Raw genomic sequence first — 18,616 nt, forward strand, 5'->3', positions numbered from 1 at the left:
ACGATTCATTCCGTATTCGTCACCGCGAAGCTCGCAAGTTTGACGTTAAACACTCTCGAAGATGTGTTGCACTGCGACAAATTTTCTTGGTTCCGTCACAATCGGGCCGCACCGCTCGTCTTGTTGGGCAAGGGCTGTTTTCTCGCTCGCACCATTTGGGCAGCAATGGTTTGAGCTTGGGCGCGGTCTTGGGTAAGGTTGCCCGGGGCCGTGCTTTGGGACGAGTAGGGGATTTCCCAAGTGTTGGCGTTATGGGACCTGCAAAAGACGCGGCCGATCTGCGGCGCGCTGCTGATCACGGCGCTCGTCCTGGGCGGATGCTCGAGCCAGCTCGCGGATATGACGCCGGCGGATGCGCAGTCGCATGTCAGGGAGCCCGGCACCTATCTGCCGGTGCACGACTTGCCGCCGGATCGCGGTGAGGCGGTCATCCCGCCGGAGCAGCGCGCCAAGATAGAGGCCGAGCTCGCTGCTGCGCGCGACCGCCAGGCGGTGGCTGCCAAGGACGCCAAATAGGGCGCTGCAAGGTAATCGCTGGCGCCTCCGCCTTGCCGTGCTAAAAGATCTCGGTTCAGCCAAGAGTCAGGGCGAACGACTTCAGTCCTCGTCGTCGATGATTGCTCTAAGCATTTGATTTTGAGCGATTTTCGCGAAGAAATAAGCGCCTTTTGGAATGGGCCCTCGTGGCCTGTCGATTCTGTCCTGACCGGTTGCCCGGAGCCCTAGAGAGCCATGGAAGAATTTTACCGCATCCGTCGTCTGCCGCCTTACGTGTTCGAACAGGTCAACCGGGCCAAGGCGGCCGCGCGGAATGCCGGCGCCGACATCATCGACCTCGGCATGGGTAATCCGGATCTGCCGGCGCCGCCGCATGTGCTGGAGAAGTTGAAGGAGACGCTGGGCAAGCCGCGCACGGACCGCTACTCGGCCTCCCGCGGCATTCCCGGACTGCGCAGGGCCCAGGCCGGCTACTACGCCCGCCGTTTCGGCGTGAAGCTCAATCCCGAAACCCAGGTGGTGGCGACGCTGGGTTCGAAGGAAGGCTTTGCCAATGTGGCGCAGGCGATCACCGCGCCCGGCGACGTCATCCTCTGTCCGAACCCGAGCTATCCGATTCATGCCTTCGGCTTTTTGATGGCGGGTGGTGTGATCCGCTCGGTGCCGTCCGAGCCGACGCCGCAATTCTTCGAGGCGGCGGAGCGGGCGATCGTGCATTCGATTCCGAAGCCGCTGGCGCTGGTCGTCTGCTACCCCTCGAATCCGACCGCCTATGTCGCGAGCCTCGATTTCTACAAGGACCTCGTCGCCTTCGCGAAGAAGCACGAGATCCTGATCCTGTCGGATCTCGCTTATGCCGAGGTCTATTTCGACGAGAACAACCCGCCGCCCTCGGTGCTCCAGGTGCCCGGCGCGATGGATGTCACCGTCGAATTCACCTCGATGTCGAAGACGTATTCGATGGCCGGCTGGCGCATGGGCTTTGCGGTCGGCAATGAGCGCGTGATCGCGGCGCTCGCCCGCGTCAAATCATACCTCGACTACGGCGCGTTCACGCCAGTCCAGGTCGCGGCGACCGCCGCGCTGAACGGGCCGGACGACTGCATCAAGGAGATGCGCGACACCTACCGCAAGCGCCGCGACGCGCTGGTGGAATCGTTCGGGCGCGCCGGCTGGGAGATCCCGGCGCCGGAGGCCTCGATGTTCGCCTGGGTGCCGCTGCCGGAAGCCTTCCGCAGCGTCGGCAGCATGCAGTTCGCGACCCTGTTGGTGGAGAAATCCGGCGTTGCGGTCTCGCCCGGCGTCGGCTTCGGCGAGCATGGTGAAGGATATGTCCGCATCGCCATGGTGGAAAACGAGCAACGGATCAGGCAGGCCGCGCGCGGCGTGCGCCGCTTCCTTGAAAGCGGCATCGAAACGTTGCACAACGTCGTTCCGCTCGCCAATCGGCGTTGAGTTCTCTTCGGCAGGTTTTCTAAGACATCATGGTTGCACCCCTCAAAGTGGGCATAGCGGGGCTCGGCACCGTGGGCGCCGAAGTTATCCGTTTGATCGAAACGCAGGCGCGCGTGCTCGCGGGCCGCAGCGGCCGCGGCATTCGCGTCGTCGCCGTCACTGCGCGCTCGAAGGCGAAGAAGCGCGGCATCGACCTGCGCGGCATCGAATGGGCCAGGGATCCGATGGCGCTGGCCACTCACCCCGAGGTGGACTGCTTCGTCGAGCTCATGGGCGGCGCCGGCGATCCGGCGCTGTCGGCGGTGGAAGCCGCGCTGAGCGCCGGCAAATCGGTCGTCACCGCCAACAAGGCGCTGCTGGCCAGGCACGGCCTCAAGCTCGCCAAGGCGGCTGAAAAGCACGGCGGCGCGCTGAATTTCGAGGCAGCGGTCGGCGCGGCGATCCCCGTCATCAAGACGTTACGCGAGGGGCTCGCCGGAACCGGCATCAACCGCGTCTACGGCATCCTCAACGGCACCTGCAACTACATCCTGACCCGGATGGAGCAGGAGGGGTTGTCTTTCGCCGAATGCCTCAAGGATGCGCAGCGGCTCGGCTATGCCGAGGCCGATCCGTCCTTCGACGTCGACGGCCACGACACTGCGCAGAAGCTTGCCATTCTCGCCAGCCTCGCCTTCGGCACGAAAGTTGCTCAAAGCGCCGTGTATGTCGAAGGCATCTCATCCATCGCGCCGGAAGATCTGCGGGCGGCGGCCGATCTCGGGTACCGCGTCAAGCTGCTCGGCGTTGCGGTCCGCACCGCCAAGGGCATCGAGCAGCGCGTGCACCCGACCATGGTGCCGAAATCATCCTCGATCGCGCAGGTGATGGGCGTCACCAATGCGGTCACGATCGACGGCGAGGGCATTCCGCCGATCACGCTGGTCGGCCCCGGCGCCGGGGGCGCAGCCACTGCATCCGCCGTCGTCGCCGACATCGCCGACGTTGCGCGCGGCATCCGCGCCAATCCGTTCGGCCGGCCGATCTCGCAGCTTCGCGACACCAAGAAGGCGCCGATGGAGCGGCACGAGGGCGGCTACTACATCCGCCTTTTGGCGCGTGACTTCCCGGGCACTGCGGCCGCGATCGCGACGCGGCTCGCCGAGCAGAAGATTTCGATCGAGTCGATCGTGCAGCGTCATCCCAATGGCGGCGCTGCGGCGGCCGACGGCAAGGCGGTCCCCGTGCCCGTCATCCTGATCACCTATGCCACGCATGAGGACGCCGTGCGCCGCGCGCTCGCCGCCGTGCAGAAGGACAAGGTGATCAGCGGACGGCCGCAGGTGATCCGGATCGAGAAGAACTGAGGCGGTTCGTTCGAACGAACCGTGGGCGTTGCGAGTTAAAGCGGACGGAGATTTCCGTCCAGAACTGTTCGAAGGAGTTAGCCGATGTCGACCCATATTTCAGTCCCGCCGCAAGCGCTGCTCGAGCGCATCCTCACGCTGGAGATCGTGCGCGTGACGGAGCGAGCGGCGGTGTCGTCGGCGCGCTTGCGCGGGCACGGTAACGAGAAGGCGGCCGATCAGGCCGCGGTGGATGCAATGCGCCGCGAGCTCAACAAGCTCCCCATCGAGGGTACCATCGTGATCGGCGAGGGCGAGCGCGACGAGGCGCCGATGCTCTTCATCGGCGAGAAAGTTGGCCTGAACGCAGGCCCGCAGGTCGACATCGCGGTCGATCCGCTCGAAGGCACCACACTGTGCGCCAAGAACATGCCGGGCTCGATTGCCACGATGGCGATGGCCGACGGCGGCACGCTGCTGCACGCCCCCGACGTCTACATGCAGAAGCTCGCGATCGGCCCGGGTTACGACAAGGGCATCGTCGATCTCGATGCAACGCCGGCCGACAATGTCCGCCGCCTCGCCAAGGCCAAGGGTGTCCAGCCGGATGGTATCACGGTTCTGGTGCTCGATCGTCCGCGCCATGCCAGCATCATCGAGAGCGTGCGCTCGACCGGCGCCGCGGTGCGCCTGATCACCGACGGCGACGTCGCCGGCGTGATCCACTGCGCCGACCCCGACAACACCGGCGTGGACATGTATCTCGGTACCGGCGGAGCGCCGGAAGGTGTGCTCGCGGCCGTGGCACTGCGCTGCATCGGCGGCCAGATGCAGTGCCGCCTCATCCTCGATTCCGACGAGAAGCGCGAGCGCGCCGCCAAGATGGGCGTCAACGATCCCAAGATGATCTACGGCATCGAGGACATGGCGCGCGGCGACTGCCTGTTCGCCGCCACCGGCGTCACCACGGGCTCGCTGCTCTCGGGCGTCAAGTTCCGCAAGGACGGCGTGATCGAGACCGAGACGGTGGTGATGCGTTCCGTCACCGGCACCGTGCGCTACATCAAGGCCGAGCACCGCGAGCTGGCCAAGTTCCATTTGGATTAGCGCGCTCCGTCGTTCCGGGGCGACGGGACCGCGCAAAGTGCGCGGCCCGGAGAGCCCGGAACCCATCGGGCGGCAAAGTCCGACGTTAAATGGATTCCGGGCTCGATGCTGCGCATCGCCCCGGAATGACAACAAGAATTGGGGGTAGCGCACATGTCCGATCTCTCCGCCGTCAAAGCCCTGGTCTTCGACGTGTTCGGCACTGTGGTGGACTGGCGCACCAGCCTGATCACCGACTTCATGTGGTGGGCGAAAGGTCGCGGCATCACCGCTGATTGGACCGCGCTCGTCGACGGCTGGCGCGGCATGTACATGGCCTCGATGGACGACGTGCGCCAGCATCCCGAGCGCGGCTATGTCATGCTGGATGATCTGCATCGCCGCTCGCTGGAGAAGCTGGTCGAGAAGTTCGCGATTCCGGGCCTCACGGACGCCGATCTCGATTACCTCACCAAGGGCTGGCACCGCCTGCATGCCTGGCCCGACGGCGTCGCTGGCCTCACGCGGCTGAAGTCGAAATTCGTGATCGCGCCACTCTCGAACGGCAATGTCGCGCTGCTCACCAACATGGCGAAGTTCGCCGGCCTGCCGTGGGACCTCATCCTGTCGGCCGAGCTGTTCGAGCACTACAAGCCCGATCCGGAAACCTATCTCGGCGCCGCGCGGCTGCTCTGCCTCAAGCCTGAAGAGGTGATGATGGTCGCCGCCCACAACGGCGATCTCGCGGCCGCGCAGAAGAACGGATTGAGGACCGCGTTCGTGGCGCGGCCGACCGAATACGGGCCGTTGCAGAAGGTCGACTTCGAGGCGACCGGCAACTGGGACATCGTCGCGAAGGATTTTGGCGGGATCGCGGACCGGCTTGGCTGCTGATCGTCGCTCAACCCGGGCGCGGCAGCTCATCGGCGGGGTCATCGGGCGCACAGAAAGTTGCAATCGCAAGGTCGATCCGTCGGTCCAGGACGCGGCGGTTTAGCCTGAATCCGGTGTCGGTCAGCAGCCTGAAATAATCATGGCCGAACACCATGCCGAACAGCATCTCGGCGATGAGGCGGAGCGGCACGGCCTGGAAACGAGGGTGCAGACGAACCGCCTTGAGCAGGTCGACGACGCGTTCCGTGGCGGTGTCGATGATGATCTCCGCGAACATGCGGCCGAGCGCAGGCGAGGCTTGGCGTTCGCCGATGATCAGGCGCTGCAGCGCGATCTCGCCGGGCGTCAGCGCCACGTTCGCGGCCTCTCTCAACGTATTCCGAAGCCGGCTCGTCGGTGATCCCTCCCAGGGAGCGTCTGCGAAATTGGTATCGGGCAGGCTGCGTAGCAGCATGGCGCGGAAAAGCTCGATCTTGCTCTCGAAGAGCTTGTAGAGCGTTTTCTTCGACATCCCGGCGGCGCCGGCGATGTCGTCCATCGTCGTCGCGGCAAAACCCTTGCGGGTGAAAGTGTCCTTTGCCGCCGCCAGCAATTGAGTCATGCGCGCGTCCGGGGCGGGGTCGCGATCCCGCTTGCTTCGCGCTGGAGCCGGACCGCCCTCGATGGGCCTGTGGCCGCTGGATCCTCTCGCCATGTCAACCTGCCGCCGAATGTGAGCCGCTTCACGACTGCTTGAACGCAAATCTGCGGGCAGCCTAGCACTTGACTTCGGACTTGGAAACTACCAAGTTTCCCAATGGAAACTGAAGAGTTTCCGATTGTTTCCGTGCGCGACCTGTCGAGGGGCCGCGACTTCACCGATGGATCGTTCATGCGTGCCCCGATCGCCCAAATCGTTCCCATGATGGCCCTGCTGTCGCTCGCGGCCTGCGGAGAGCAGGGCCCGATGCCTGCCGCGCAACAGATGGCGCCGGAGGTCGGCGTGATGACGCTGACGCCGCAGGAGGCGGAGATATCGACCGTCCTGCCGGGGCGCGTCGTCGCCTATCAGGTCTCGGAGGTCCGGCCGCAGGTCACGGGCATTCTGCTCAAGCGCGACTTCGTGGAGGGCGCCGAGGTCAAGGAGGGCGACCTGCTCTATGAGATCGACCCGGTGCAGTACAAGGCCGCTCTGGCGAGCGCCGAGGCTTCGGTGCAGCGGGCGGAGGCGACGCTCGTCAGCGTGCGCCTGAAGGCCGCGCGCAAGACCCAGCTGCTTCAGACCAATGCGGCCAGCCAGCAGGACGTCGACGACGCCGTTGCCGCCTACAAGCAGGGCGAGGCCGATCTGCATGCGGCGCAGGCCAACCGCGACACCGCGGCGATCTCGCTCGACCGCACCAAGGTGACCGCGTCGATCTCGGGCCGTATCGGCAAGTCAACCATCACGCCCGGCGCGCTCGTCACCGCGAGCCAGGCCACTGCGATGACGACGATCCAGCAGCTGGATCCGGTCTATGTCGATCTCGACCAGTCGACCTCCGAGATGGAGCGCCTGCGGGGCGAGCTCGCCAGCGGCCAGCTCAAGCGCCCGGCCGAAGGCGTGCAGGTCGAGCTGTTGATGGAGAGCGGCAAGGTCTACGGCCGCAAGGGCAAATACGGCTTCACCGATACGAGCGTCAACGAGAGTACCGGCTCGGTCTCATCGCGCGCGATCTTCGCCAATCCCGAGCGCCTGCTGCTGCCCGGTATGTATGTGCGCGCACGCGTCGTCGCCGGCGTCGACGCGGCCGCGATCCTGGTGCCGCAGCGGGCGGTCTCGCGCAATCCGCTGGGGCAGGCCGTGGCGATGTTCGTCGACGGCGACGGCAAGATCGAGCAGCGGACGCTGGACCTCGGCGAGGCGGTCGACGGCAATTGGCTCGTTCGCGCCGGTGCCAAGGCGGGCGACCGCCTGGTCGTCGAGGGGACGCAGAAGGCGCGTCCGGGCGCGCCGGTCAAGACCGTCGAAGTCACGGTGGATCGGGCGACCGGCCTCACGGTGAGCCCGATCCGGCAGGCTGAGGCGCGGCCGGCGGCCGCGGCAACGGAGCGGTAATCGTCATGTCGCATTTCTTCATCAAGCGGCCGATCTTCGCCTGGGTCATCGCCATCCTGGTCATGCTGGGCGGCGCGCTCGCGATCATGCGCCTGCCGATCGCGCAATACCCGCAGATCGCGCCCACCGTCGTCACGATCAGCGCGACCTATCCCGGCGCCAACGCCCAGACCGCCGAGAACTCGGTGACCAAGGTCATCGAGCAGAACATGACCGGCCTCGACAATCTGCAATACATGTCGTCGTCGAGCACCTCGACCGGCGCCGTGTCGATTTCGCTGACCTTCACCAGCGAGGCCAACGCCGACATCGCCCAGGTGCAGGTGCAGAACAAGCTGCAACTCGCCACCCCCTTGCTGCCGCAGGTGGTGCAGCAGCAGGGCATCAAGGTCGTGAAGTCGTCGTCGAGCTTCCTGATGGTGCTCGGCTTCGTCTCCGATGATGGCCGGCTCAGTGCCAGCGACATCGCCGATTACGTCGCGTCCTCGATCAACGACCCGATCAGCCGGGTCGCCGGCGTTGGCCAGGTGCAGCTGTTCGGCGCCGAATACGCGATGCGGATCTGGCTCGATCCCGACAAGCTCGCCAAATACAATCTGATGCCGGGCGACGTCACCGCGGCGATCCAGACCCAGAACACCCAGGTGACGGCCGGGCAGCTCGGCGGTCTTCCGGCCGTCGGCGGCCAGCAGCTCAATGCCACCATCACCTCGCAGAGCCGCCTGCAGACGGTCGAGCAGTTCAAGGACATCATCCTGCGCACCGCCACGACGGGCCAGACCGTCCGTATCGGCGACGTCGCGCGTATCGAGCTCGGCTCGAAATCCTACGATTCCAGCGCGCGCTACAACGGCAAGCCGGCTGCCGGCATGGGCATCAGCCTCGCGACCGGCGCCAATGCGGTCGCGACCTCGGAAGCGGTGAAGGCGCGCATCTCCCAGCTCACGGCCACCATGCCGGAGGGGCTTCGCGTCATCTATCCCTACGACACCACGCCGTTCGTGAAGCTGTCGATCGAGAAGGTGATCCACACGCTGTTCGAGGCGATCGCGCTCGTCTTCGTGGTGATGTTCGTGTTCCTGCAGAGCTGGCGCGCCACAATCATCCCGACCATCGCCGTGCCGGTGGTGCTGCTCGGGACGTTCGGCGTGCTCGCGCTGGCTGGCTATTCCATCAACACGCTGACGATGTTCGCGATGGTGCTGGCGATCGGCTTGCTGGTCGACGACGCCATCGTCGTGGTCGAGAACGTCGAGCGCGTGATGACCGAGGAGCATCTCGGCCCGCGCGAGGCGACCGAGAAGTCCATGCGCGAGATCACCGGCGCGCTGGTCGGGATCGGCGTCGTGCTCTCGGCCGTGTTCATCCCGATGGCGTTCTTCAACGGCTCGGTCGGCATCATCTATCGGCAATTCGCGCTGACCATCGTCACGGCGATGCTGCTCTCCGTTCTGGTGGCGCTGGTGCTGACGCCGGCGCTGTGCGCCACCATCCTGAAGCCGCCGAAGGAGCACGGCGCCCGGCGCGGCTTCTTCGGCGCCTTCAACCGCGGTTTCGACCGCATGGCCGATGGCTACCAGCGCGGAGCGGCCGGCGCGATCAAGCGTGTCGCCGGCGTCCTGATCGCGTTCGCGGCGATCGTCGCCGCCATGGTCGTCCTGTTCCAGCGGCTGCCGAGCTCGTTCCTGCCCGAGGAGGACCAGGGCTCGATTATGACCCTGATCCAGCTTCCGGTCGGCGCCACCTCGACGCGCACGCTGGACGTCATCAAGCAGGTCGAGCACCAGTATCTCGACAACGAAAAAGACGCCGTGCAAGGCGTGTTCGCGATCAGTGGATACAGCTTCGCCGGCCAGGGGCAGAACGTTGGTCTTGCCTTCGTCAGCCTGAAACCGTTCGACGAGCGCAAGGATGCGGCGGCCTCGGCGCAGGCCGTGGTCGGCCGCGCCATGGGTGCGTTTGCCCGGATCCGCGATGCGATGGTGTTCGCCGTGCTGCCGCCGCCGATCCCAGGCTTCGGCAATGCCGGCGGCTTCGACGTCTATCTGCAGGACACCGGCGGGAACGGTCACGAGGCGCTGATGCAGGCGCGCAACCAGCTCCTCGGCCAGCTCGCGGCGGACAAGCGCGTGGCGCAGGCGCGGCCGAACGGACAGGACGACACCCCGCAATTCAATCTCGACGTCGACCAGGCCAAGGCCACGGCGCTCGGCGTGAGCCTGAGCGATCTCAACACCACGCTGTCGGCCGCCTGGGGCGGCGCCTATGTCAACGACTTCATCGACCGCGGCCGCGTCAAGCAGGTCTACGTCCAGAGCGACGCGCCGTTCCGGATGGACACCAGCGACATCGGCCGTTGGTACGTCCGCAATGCCGCCGGCTCCATGGTGCCGTTCACGGCCGTAGCGACCGATCGCTGGAGTTTTGGCTCGCCGCGCCTGGAGCGCTACAACGGCGTTGCCGCCGTCGAGCTTCAGGGACAGCCGGGGCAGGGCATCAGTTCGGGCGTCGCCATGCAGGCGGTGGAGGAGCAGATGGCGAAGCTCCCCAAAGGCTACGGCCACGAATGGACCGGTTTGTCGTTCCAGGAGCGTCTCACCGGCAGCCAGACGCTGTATCTCTATTCGATCTCGCTCCTGATCGTATTCCTCAGCCTTGCGGCGCTCTACGAGAGCTGGTCGGTTCCGTTCGCGGTGATGCTGACGGTGCCGATCGGCGTGCTCGGCGCGCTTCTCGCTGCGACGCTGTTCGGTCAGGCCAACGACGTCTATTTCCAGGTCGGCTTGCTCACCACTATCGGTCTCGCTTCGAAGAACGCGATCCTGATCGTCGAATTCGCCCTGGAGCAGATCGCGGCCGGCCGCAGCCTCGTCGAGGCCACGCTGCACGCGGCGCGCCAGCGCCTGCGTCCGATCCTGATGACCTCGATCGCCTTCATCCTCGGCGTGCTGCCGCTGGCGGTGGCGACGGGCGCGGGGTCCGCCAGCCAGAACGCGGTTGGAATCGGGGTTGCCGGCGGGATGATCGCGGCAACCGTCCTCGGCATCTTCTTCGTCCCCGCGCTGTTCGTGCTCGTTCAGCGGATCTTTCCCCGCGTGCGGCCCGACGCAGCCGGCTCGACGTCACTTGCCCGCGCGGAGCCTGCGGAATGAGCTGAATCGCGGCTCCGGGCGGCTCGCGTCGCCCGGAGCCGATTTGCCGACCTACAACGTCATCTTCATCGGTTCCGGATAGTAGTGGAATCCGTCGCCCGCCTTGGCGACATGGCCGTAGCCCGGCCAGGCGAAGTGATAGGACATCACCGGGGTCTTGTTGGCTGCAAGCATCGTCAGCAGCTTGACGCGCGTCTCCGCCGACTGCTTCGGATCGGTGTCATAGGAGAACTCCATCCGCGGCCGCTCCAGCAGCAGCACCGAATGGTGCGAGAGGTCGCCGAGGAAGGCGAACGATTTTCCCGCCGACGAGACCATGAAGATCGTGTGGCCGACGGTGTGACCGGGCGCGGCGATCGCCTGCACGCCGGGCAGGAATTCCTGGCCGTCCTTGAAGAACACGATGCGGTCGCGCACCGGCAGCAGGTTCTTGCGGGCGTGAACGACGAAGTCCTTGGCCGCGCTACCGAGCTTGCCCTCGTCGGTCCAGAAGTCGAAATCGGTCTGTGAGATGTAAACTTGCGCGTTCGGGAACAGCGGCTTGCCGCCTTCGTCGACGATGCCGCCGATATGATCGATATGGGCGTGCGAGCAGACGACGGCGTCGATGTCGCCCGGCTTGATGCCGGCCTCGGTCATGCTCTTCTGCTGCCGGCCGGTGCTGGCGCCGAACATTTTCGAGCTGCCCATGCCGGTATCGAACAGGATGAGCTTGTCGCCGGTGTTCACGATCGGCGAGTTCTGCTCCAGCACGACATTGTCCGGCGACAGGAAATTGTCGGCGAGCATCTTCTTGACCTCTTCCTTGGGAACGCCGGTGAAGGTCCCTGAGGGGTCGCCGAGCGGCAGCGGCCCGTCGGATACGACCGTCACCTCGGCGTCGCCGAGAATGAAGCGGTGCCAGTAGGGTGTCTGCGTGCCGAGCTTGGGAGCCCGCGCCAGCGCGCTGCTGCCGAGCATGGCGCTGGCGCCGAGGCCCGCCCCGAGTGCGAGCAGTGACCGACGAGAGACATCGATTGTCATGCGTTTCCTCCGCTTTAGTCTTTTGTATTGCGTATCTTGCGCAATTGTCTGCGCGTTGCGATCGGCCTGGAGCCGACCGCACGATGCTGCGCTGGTTTGGACAAGCTAGCAAGTGGAATTGGTGGGGAGATAATCGCTGCTCGTCCAGGCTGGTATGGCAATTCCGGCGCATGGCATGCACGCCGTCGCCGACGTTCTTGCCGTCAGAACGATTCAACAGATCTGGCGTAATGCAATCAAGGTTTGTGTCGCGATTGTGTCTGCTGGTCGCCTGACCGGCGCGATCGCGGGAAAGAGTTTGACTGCCGGGCGGCGAATGCCTTCAACCCGAACGTGGCCTTCGTGGCTGCGTCGCAACGATGCTGGCTTCGAAGCAGCAAGGCCGCCTGTTGGCCCGGTGCTACTTCGCGATCGGCGTCGTCAACTCCTTGTCGTTCGTGTCCACCACGAACACGGCCAGCAGCTTCGCAGGCTCGCTATCGCTGGCATTGGCGCTGACGGCGTGGCGGTCGCCGGGCTTCTCAAAGAAGTTCTCTCCCTTGTGAAAGACCTTGGCCGGGCCATCATTGACCTGACTGCGGATCGCTCCTTCGAGGACCGTGGCATAGATGAAGGCGGACGGCGCGTGGATGTGGGCCGGCGAGGAGCCTCCGGGGCCGTACTCGACCAGCACGCCCTTCATGCTCTTGCCGGGAACATTTGGCAGCGCCTGGTCAAAGACGATCGTGACCTTGGCCAAGGGGGCTGCCTTCTCGGCTGCGTGGGCCGCCAGGACAGATACGGCATAAACCGCCGTGGCGATCAGCAATCTGCGCATGGGATCTCCTTCATAGCCATGTTGTCGTGACGTCGTGATCAAGCTGCCGGAGCCTCAGAGGCTCGCGAGCCATGTTGCGAGCGGCGTTGTCCCGAGCCGCGCCTCGCCGAGCGGGTTCAGCGACGTGTCGTCGATGGGGGCGCCGAAATACAGCGCCTTCGGATCTCCGATCACGGAACGTGTGTCGCCGGACGCCTTCAGGCGGCGTGCGATGAATTCGTTGAAGGGGGCCTTCTCGGGTCCTGCGATATCGATCGTGCCGTTGAGCGGCCGGCCCGTCGCGACCTCCGCGAGACGATCGACGATGTCGTCGGCCGCGATCGGCTGAAACTGGGCCGTGGGAACGACGATCTTTCCGTCGATCACGCCTGTTTCGGCGATGGCACCGAGGAATTCGAAGAACTGGGTGGCGCGCAAGATCGAGTAGGGGACCGAAGCCGACTTGATGATGGTTTCCTGCGCCAGCTTGGCACGGAAATAGGCGTTGTCGGGCGAGCGGTCGGTGCCGACGATCGAGAGCGCAACGTGATGTTTCACGTTTGCTGCGGCCTCTGCCGCGCCGAGATTCTGGCTCGAACGCTGAAAGAACTCGAGCACCGCAGCCGGCTCCCAGGACGGCGCGTTGGCGACATCGACGACGACATCCGCGCCAGCCAGCGCCGCAGCAAGGCCTTCGCCGGTCACGGCGTTCACGCCTGATTTCGGCGAGGCTGCCACCACCTCGTGACCCTGCTGTTTGAGCTTCGCGACGAGCCTGGATCCGATCAAGCCGGTTCCGCCGATCACGACGATCTTCATGGCATGTCTCCTCGGTATTTCGGAGCGCGAGACCAACCAGGGGAGCTCGCGCTGTCACGTCGATCAACGTGATGCGAAGCGACTCTATCCGAGCCGCGGCGCAGGCTCTTGCCTGTAACGGGCGAGCCTTGCCGGAAAATGCTTCAGAAGCTGGGCTGTGGTGTCACAAGATCGGATCGCAAGGGATCATTCCCTCATGCCGTGAACGGAACCTGCGATGATCATAGATTGCCAGTATTTTGCCCGACGTGTCAAAGCGCTTCGACGGACGCAAGACGGCAGGTAAGCCGCTGAAGAACACCAATGAAAACAACCATGCGGCTACTGTGCATGGGGTTGTTTTCGCGGATTCTGATCGGGCAGGCGGACAACGATCCGGTTTCGCGAGGCGGCCGCTTCTCGCCTCACGCTCCGCAGACGATCACGCCGTACCAGCCGAGGCCCCGATAGGTCTCGTAGCCTGGCGTCGCATGGAAGGCGACCATCGTGCCGGAGCGGTCCTGATAGAAACCGGACCGCTGGCCGTCCAGCGACAGCGAGATGCGCTCACTGAGGATGCCCTGGCCGTCGGAAGCCGCGATCACGCGAAAACTCGAATCGACCAGCAGCACGCGGGCCTTGTCGCTGTCGCCGACACGGACTCCCTGCACGATGGCGCGGGCCTGCGGCTCCCAGTCGAAATGGATGGCAAGCACGCCGATCGGCGCGCCATTGGCCTGGCCGCCGTCGCGGACGCTGGCACAATAGGTCGCGACCTGCGCGTTGCCGAGCAGCGGCTGGTTCTCGACGTCGCCGGCGACATAGTCGTCACCGGAGCGCAAGGACCGCGCCTCGCGAAACCATCTGGTGTGGGCGACGTTCTGGCCGACGACTCGAAAGCGGTCGGCGCGGCCGTTGGCGATGACGTTGCCGTCGAGATCGCAGAGCCAGAGGTCGAGATAGACCGTGTAGGCCCCCAGGATCACGCCGAGGCGCTGCGAGGCATGGGAGACGGCCGCAGCGCCAGGCGAGGCCGCGCAATCGACCACGGCGGAATCGGTCGCCCACCAGCGCACGTCGCAAGTGCGCTCATAGAGATTGCGGTCGATCAGCTCGATGGCGTTGAGCGACAGGTCGACCATGCGCTCGCCGCGCGAACGCTGGCTCATGCGCTCGATCGAGGCGACGAGATCACCGGTGCGTTTCGTCAATTGGGTTTCGAGCTCGCGGGCGATGGTCTCGACCTGCTGGCCGACGCCGCGCACCTCCTGCGCCACCACCGCAAAGCCCGCGCCTTGCGTGCCAGCGCGCGAGCTCTCGATCAGCGCGTTGAGCGCCAGCATCTTCATCTGATTGGTGATCTGCTGGATCGACTTGGTCTTGTCGATCGCGATCTGGTTGACCTCGGCAGTAAGGCGATTGATCAGCGCGGAGATGTCGGAATCATCGTCCGCAGGTTCGGAGGCAATCGGCTTGGCTTTCAGACCCAGCGCAGCAGACATCGGGGTGCTTCCCTTGGCAATGAGGCCTGATCTGCAATGAACGGGGAACAACGACTTACAGATCGAATACGATTCTTTTTCGAAGATTCCGCCTAACGCCTGCTTAATTTGCTGTTCCGCGGAATGCCTAAATGGTAGTCACCCCGGCCGGTCGGGCGGCCATCCACCGCTTTGTGCGGCCGGGCCGTTGCAAATCCGGGCCGATTGCCGGCCAATCCTCCGGAAAGCCAGTGACCGTGCGTCCGCGTGATCGCCTGGACCCCGAGCTCCCACCAAGTTGCCTCCGCCATGACGCCGCCCGCCACCGCCTTGCCCGTCGAAGCGCCCCAGGCTTTCCTGGGCGTGGCGCGCTCGCTGACCGACAAGCTCTGGCGCGACCGCCTGGACGCCCGCGGGGCGGCGCAGGCGCTCGCCATCGTGCAGCGGCACCAACTGCCGGAGCTGCTGGCGCGGGTGCTGGCCGGCCGCGGGATCGATATCGACGCCGTGCCCGACTTCCTCGATCCGACCATCCGAAAGCTGCTGCCGGACCCTTTTACCGTGACGGAGATGGAAGCCGCCGCGAAGCGGATCGCCGATGCCGCGGCGAGGGGCGAGAAGGTTGCGATCTTCGGCGACTACGACGTCGACGGCGCCACCTCGGCGGCGCTGCTCGCCTGGCACCTGCGTCATTGCGGGCTCGATCCCCTGATCCATATTCCCGACCGGATATTCGAAGGCTATGGCCCCAATACCGAGGCGGTGCGGGCGCTCGCCGCGAAGGGCGCGACGCTGCTCGTTACGGTCGATTGCGGCACCACCAGCATCGAGCCGCTCGCTGAAGCAAAACGTCTCGGCATGTCCGTGGTCGTGATCGACCACCACCAATGCGGACTCGATCTTCCCGAAGTCGATGCGCTGGTCAATCCGAACCGCCCTGACGATCTCTCGGGCCTTGGTCATCTCGCCGCCGTCGGCCTCGTGCTGGTGACGCTGGTCGCCGTCAACCGCGAGCTGCGCCAGCGCGGCTTCTGGACTTCCGAGATGCCGGAGCCGGATCTGCTCGGCATGCTGCATCACGTCGCGCTCGGCACGGTTGCCGACGTGGCGCCGCTGATCGGTCTCAACCGCGCCTTCGTGGCCAAGGGGCTGATCGCGATGCGACGGCGCGACCATGTCGGGCATACCGCACTGATGGACGTGGCGCGGCTCAACGGCCCGCCGGAGGCCTGGCATCTCGGCTTCATGCTGGGGCCGCGCGTCAATGCCGGTGGCCGCATCGGCCGCGCCGATCTCGGGGTGCGGCTGCTGCTGGAGGGCGACAGCGTCGAGGCTGCGCGGATCGCGGCGGAGCTCGATCGTCTCAACAGCGAGCGCCGCGTCATCGAGCAGGCCGCCGAAGCCCAGGCCGAAGCCGAGGCACTGGCCTCGATCGGGCTGGAGGACAAGCTCGCCGTGATCGTCACGGCCTCGGAAGGCTGGCATCCCGGCGTGGTCGGCCTCGTTGCCTCCCGCCTGAAGGAGAAGTTCTCGCGGCCTGCCTTTGCCATTGCGCTGGAGCCGGGCGGCATCGGCACCGGCTCGGGCCGCTCGATCGCCGGCGTCGATCTCGGCAAGGCGGTGCGGCAGGCGGTCGCCGACGGCATCCTGCTCAAGGGCGGCGGGCATGCGATGGCCGCCGGCGTCACGCTGCGGAAAGAGAAGCTCGCCGAATTCCGCGCCTATCTCGAAAACGCGCTGGCACGCGATGTCGCGGAGGCGCGCCACGTCAACGAGCTCTATATCGACGGTGCGGTCTCCGCACGTGCGGTGACGCCGGAGCTTGCGGCGACGCTCAACCGTGCCGGTCCCTTCGGCAGCGGCAATCCGGAGCCCGTGCTGGCACTGCCGGCGCACCAACTCGTGTTCGCCGACGAGGTCGGCCAGGCGCATCTGCGCCTGCGCTTCAAGTCGGGCGATGGCGCCATGGTCAACGGCATCGCGTTCCGTTCGGTCGGCCAGAAGCTCGGCAATGCGCTGCTCGCCAATCGAGGCCAGCAGCTGCATGTCGCGGGCTCGCTCTCGGTCGACCGCTACCAGGGCGCCGAGCGCGTGCAATTCCGCGTCGTCGACATCGCGCTACCCGATCAAGGGCCATCCGTGATTAGATGACGCATGATCCGACAAGATCATGCGCAAAGATAACGCGCTCAAACAACAAAAAAAGGGAGTGAACATGGCAGGACAGGTTGAGGGCAAGGTCGCACTGGTGACCGGTGGCGCTTCCGGCATTGGCGAGGCCATCGTCGAGCTGTTCGCGCGCGAAGGCGCCGCGGTCGTCATCACCGATATCGACGAGCTGCGCGGCCCGGAGCTCGCCAGGCGCGTCACCAAGGCCGGCGGCAAGGCGATCTTCCTGGAGCAGGACGTCACCAGCGAGGAGCGGTGGGTGGATGTCGTCGCCGACATCGCGAAGCGCTACGGCCGGCTCGACATCATGGTCTCCAACGCCGGCATCGGCATCGCTGTGCCCTCGATCGTCGACATGACGCTCGCTGACTGGCGCAAGCAGAATGCGATCAATCTCGATGGCGTATTCCTTTCGGTCAAGCATTGCCTGCCCTTGATGCGCAAGACCGGCGGCGGCTCGATCGTCATGATGTCGTCGCTGGCGGGCTTGCGCGGCTCGCCCGGGTTGTCGGCCTATTCGGCGACCAAGGGCGGCGTGCGGCTGTTCGCCAAATCGATCGCGATGGAGTGCGCGGCGGCGGGCGACGGCATCCGCGTCAACTCGGTTCACCCCGGCATCATCGATACCCCGATCTGGGGCAAGATCCCGACGGGCGCGACTGGCGCCGGCCAGAACGCGCCGATCGATCCGGAGGAGCGCGCGCGTGTCGTCACGCCTCTCGGCCGCGCCGGCCATGCCGCGGAGATCGCCTCCGGCGTGCTGTATCTGGCGTCCGATGCCTCGCGCTACGTCACAGGCAGCGAGCTCGTCATCGACGGCGGCATGAACGCGGGCGGCGTGCCGCGGCGGGCCTGAGCGCTGCAGGGCAGGGTGGCGGTTCGCAGGGGCTGACGCGCAGGCGCAGTCCCTGTACAAGGCTGGCAGCTCCCGACCGACAGAGGTGTCCTTCGCCATGGCGCACAGCCTTCACGCTTCCTCGCCCGCGCCCGCTCCATTCCGCTCCAACCGGCCGGACCTCGCGACCGACGCGATCCGCACCGCGCGCGAGGATCTGGCCGCCTGCTTCCGCATGGCGGCGCGCAACGGCTTCGAGGAAGGCATCTGCAACCACTTCTCGGCCGTCGTGCCCGGCCATGACGAGCTGTTCCTCGTCAATCCCTACGGCTACGCCTTCCGCGAGCTGACTGCGTCGAAGCTCCTGATCTGCGACTTCCACGGCAACGTGCTCGACGGCGAGGGTGTGCCGGAGGCGACCGCCTTCTACATCCATGCCGAGATGCATAAGCGCCTGCCGCGCGCAAAGGTCGCCTTCCACACTCACATGCCCTATGCCACGGCGCTGTCGATGACCGAGGGCGATCCCCTGATCTGGGCCGGCCAGACCGCGCTGAAGTTCTACGGCCGCACCGCGGTTGACCGCGACTACAACGGCCTTGCGCTCGACAACCGCGAAGGCGCGCGCATAGCCTCCGCCGTCGGCGATGCCGACATCGTCTTCATGAAGCATCATGGCGTGATGGTGCTGGCGCCGACCATCGCAGAGGCTTGGGACGATCTCTACTACCTCGAACGCGCTGCCGAGGTGCAGGTGCTGGCGATGTCGACGGGACGAAAGGTGTTGCCGGTCGATCCCGCGATTGCGGACGCGACCTACAAGCAGATGCGCGAGGGCGATACCGAATCCGCGCGGCTGCATCTTGCCGCCATCCGCCGCCAGCTCGACGCGGAAGAGCCGCAATATAGGCACTGAGCGCCACATCGTCTTTCCGGGGGCGAGGCGCAGCCTCGAACCCGGAATCCAGAGGTCGTGGTGCGAGATACCGGGGTCTCGCCACGCGAGCCCCGGAACCACGGCAAGGGG

The 18,616-nt window shown here is 65.7% G+C and carries 15 protein-coding genes; 10 read left to right on the plus strand and 5 right to left on the minus strand.

Annotation, left to right across the window (positions count from 1 at the left end; translation table 11 throughout):
• The first annotated feature begins 240 nt into the window (after positions 1-240).
• The 5 genes from ACSHT2_RS02065 (at position 241) to ACSHT2_RS02085 (ending at position 5,258) form a co-directional block, all read left to right on the plus strand.
• Positions 241-516, plus strand: a complete 276-nt coding sequence (locus ACSHT2_RS02065) for a hypothetical protein (protein WP_440640166.1) — start codon at positions 241-243, stop codon at positions 514-516.
• 216 nt (positions 517-732) lie between these two features.
• Positions 733-1,953 (plus strand): LL-diaminopimelate aminotransferase, encoded by a 1,221-nt coding sequence (locus ACSHT2_RS02070; RefSeq protein ID WP_319336642.1) that lies wholly within the window; start codon positions 733-735, stop codon positions 1,951-1,953.
• Between the two features lie 29 nt (positions 1,954-1,982).
• Positions 1,983-3,299 (plus strand): homoserine dehydrogenase, encoded by a 1,317-nt coding sequence (locus ACSHT2_RS02075; protein WP_440640167.1) that lies wholly within the window; start codon positions 1,983-1,985, stop codon positions 3,297-3,299.
• Between the two features lie 84 nt (positions 3,300-3,383).
• Positions 3,384-4,385 carry a class II fructose-bisphosphatase gene (glpX, locus tag ACSHT2_RS02080; protein WP_319336648.1) on the plus strand — a complete coding sequence of 334 codons (1,002 nt, stop codon included), beginning with the start codon at positions 3,384-3,386 and terminating at the stop codon, positions 4,383-4,385.
• Between the two features lie 153 nt (positions 4,386-4,538).
• Positions 4,539-5,258 carry a haloacid dehalogenase type II gene (locus ACSHT2_RS02085; RefSeq protein WP_440640168.1) on the plus strand — a complete coding sequence of 240 codons (720 nt, stop codon included), beginning with the start codon at positions 4,539-4,541 and terminating at the stop codon, positions 5,256-5,258.
• A gap of 7 nt (positions 5,259-5,265) precedes the next feature.
• Here ACSHT2_RS02085 and ACSHT2_RS02090 read toward each other — a convergent pair whose 3' ends face one another.
• Complete coding sequence (locus ACSHT2_RS02090) at positions 5,266-5,859, minus strand: TetR/AcrR family transcriptional regulator (RefSeq protein ID WP_440640169.1); 594 nt, start codon at positions 5,857-5,859, stop codon at positions 5,266-5,268.
• 270 nt (positions 5,860-6,129) lie between these two features.
• Here ACSHT2_RS02090 and ACSHT2_RS02095 point away from each other — a divergent pair, with 270 nt between their 5' ends.
• Positions 6,130-7,335, plus strand: a complete 1,206-nt coding sequence (locus tag ACSHT2_RS02095) for an efflux RND transporter periplasmic adaptor subunit (protein ID WP_440640170.1) — start codon at positions 6,130-6,132, stop codon at positions 7,333-7,335.
• 5 nt (positions 7,336-7,340) lie between these two features.
• Positions 7,341-10,487 carry an efflux RND transporter permease subunit gene (locus ACSHT2_RS02100; protein ID WP_440640171.1) on the plus strand — a complete coding sequence of 1,049 codons (3,147 nt, stop codon included), beginning with the start codon at positions 7,341-7,343 and terminating at the stop codon, positions 10,485-10,487.
• A gap of 51 nt (positions 10,488-10,538) precedes the next feature.
• Here the strand turns inward: ACSHT2_RS02100 and ACSHT2_RS02105 are convergent, their stop codons facing one another.
• From ACSHT2_RS02105 to ACSHT2_RS02120, 4 genes are all read right to left on the minus strand, one after another.
• Positions 10,539-11,510 carry an MBL fold metallo-hydrolase gene (locus ACSHT2_RS02105; RefSeq protein WP_319336663.1) on the minus strand — a complete coding sequence of 324 codons (972 nt, stop codon included), beginning with the start codon at positions 11,508-11,510 and terminating at the stop codon, positions 10,539-10,541.
• Positions 11,511-11,910: 400 nt separating this feature from the next.
• Positions 11,911-12,327 carry a cupin domain-containing protein gene (locus tag ACSHT2_RS02110; protein WP_440640172.1) on the minus strand — a complete coding sequence of 139 codons (417 nt, stop codon included), beginning with the start codon at positions 12,325-12,327 and terminating at the stop codon, positions 11,911-11,913.
• A gap of 54 nt (positions 12,328-12,381) precedes the next feature.
• Positions 12,382-13,125, minus strand: coding sequence for an SDR family oxidoreductase (locus tag ACSHT2_RS02115; protein ID WP_440640173.1), 744 nt, complete (start codon positions 13,123-13,125; stop codon positions 12,382-12,384).
• 404 nt (positions 13,126-13,529) lie between these two features.
• Positions 13,530-14,606: a methyl-accepting chemotaxis protein gene (locus tag ACSHT2_RS02120; RefSeq protein WP_440640174.1), complete on the minus strand. Its 1,077-nt coding sequence runs from the start codon at positions 14,604-14,606 to the stop codon at positions 13,530-13,532.
• 288 nt (positions 14,607-14,894) lie between these two features.
• On the opposite strand from ACSHT2_RS02120, the gene recJ reads away from it, so the two are divergent.
• The 3 genes from recJ (at position 14,895) to ACSHT2_RS02135 (ending at position 18,505) form a co-directional block, all read left to right on the plus strand.
• The gene (gene recJ, locus ACSHT2_RS02125; RefSeq protein WP_440640175.1) at positions 14,895-16,736 is read left to right on the plus strand and encodes a single-stranded-DNA-specific exonuclease RecJ; all 1,842 of its coding nucleotides are present in this window, start codon (positions 14,895-14,897) and stop codon (positions 16,734-16,736) included.
• Positions 16,737-16,800: 64 nt separating this feature from the next.
• The gene (locus ACSHT2_RS02130) at positions 16,801-17,610 is read left to right on the plus strand and encodes an SDR family NAD(P)-dependent oxidoreductase (protein ID WP_440640176.1); all 810 of its coding nucleotides are present in this window, start codon (positions 16,801-16,803) and stop codon (positions 17,608-17,610) included.
• A gap of 97 nt (positions 17,611-17,707) precedes the next feature.
• Positions 17,708-18,505 carry an aldolase gene (locus ACSHT2_RS02135; protein ID WP_440640177.1) on the plus strand — a complete coding sequence of 266 codons (798 nt, stop codon included), beginning with the start codon at positions 17,708-17,710 and terminating at the stop codon, positions 18,503-18,505.
• Positions 18,506-18,616: the final 111 nt, after the last annotated feature.

The sequence above is a fragment of the Bradyrhizobium sp. PUT101 genome, assembly GCF_052043945.1.
In the GTDB taxonomy this organism is placed as follows: Bacteria; Pseudomonadota; Alphaproteobacteria; order Rhizobiales; family Xanthobacteraceae; genus Bradyrhizobium.